Origin of the sequence: Chryseobacterium hagamense (assembly GCF_007991455.1) — a bacterium.
In the GTDB taxonomy this organism is placed as follows: domain Bacteria; phylum Bacteroidota; class Bacteroidia; order Flavobacteriales; family Weeksellaceae; genus Chryseobacterium; species Chryseobacterium hagamense.
The window spans coordinates 1-1,116 of sequence record NZ_BJYJ01000084.1 but is presented as its reverse complement, the minus strand read 5'-3'; the positions used below and the strand labels follow the sequence as shown (position 1 = coordinate 1,116).

The window sequence follows — 1,116 nt, the reverse complement described above, 5'->3', positions numbered from 1 at the left end:
AAATCATATCTTCTAGTAATGTTTTTTGCTATCAAATAATTTTCTATTTTATTTTCAAGATCTTCTATTCCTTTTATTTCACCAATATTTTTAGCATTTCTTATGTCATCAATAAATACATCATTTAATTCAGGTTCCATCAGTTTGATAGTTGGTCCGCCAATATCATTGAGATATAACGCTGGGTTTTCCCCTAACATAGGAATTTTTCCCTGACTAAAAGGAACATTTTCAGAAGTAGAATCCTTTTCTAATTTTCCGTTTTCATACTTTAAGTACGTCATTGACACTATCCATTTTTTCGGAAAATGCTGTATATCTTCATGTTCTCCATTCCACCATTCAGTTACTTTTGTCTCATAACTTAAAATGACACTTTTATCTTTAATGGCATTTTTAGCTTTGCTTTCTATTTCAGTTTCCATTCTTGTATTAACTCCTGAACGAATAGGAACCAAATTCCAGTCTTCACCAGGACCATGTAACTTTTCACTTAATAAATGTCCTCGCACCCAGTCTTTATCTGTTGAATGCACACGCAGTTGTTGAGCGTAATTCCAACCCGGTGGACTTGCATTTCCAGGATCTGAGCCAACGAAATTTCCTTCTAGCCATGTTAATGGATTAGCTATTACATGCCCTTTTCCTTTTTTAATCACTACAGTTGGTATCTCATCTCTATCATTATGATCTAATCTTATTCGCTCAAACAAATCCACCATTTTCTTACGTGCTTTTCGCAGCTCTTTAGCTCTTTTATCAGCAAGAGAACTATTTTCAGGTCCTTTTAAATCATTCAATTCATTTTCTAATTTTAATATTTTTTGATTATAGTATTCTTGTGCTGTAAAAATATTTGCCTCTTCATTTCCATCTTTAGATTCTTTAGAAATTTTCTTACGCTCTTCAAGCTTTTCCAATATAGGTTTAGGATTTTTACTAGCAACATATAATTGGAAATCATTTCCTTTTTTCTTATAGTACATTTCATGATTACCACCATCTTTAGATTTGAAATCATCAACACCATTACTCCAATCCAGATAACCATCAGCTTCTTTATCTTTACTTTTCTCTTTCTTCCCAACTCCAATTTTCCTCAACAAACCTTTCGCC

General features: G+C 32.5%; 1 protein-coding gene. It reads right to left on the bottom strand.

Annotated elements, in window-relative coordinates:
• Positions 1–1,116 (bottom strand): hypothetical protein (locus CHA01nite_RS20695; protein WP_170234796.1); only part of this gene is annotated, 1,116 nt, incomplete at both ends.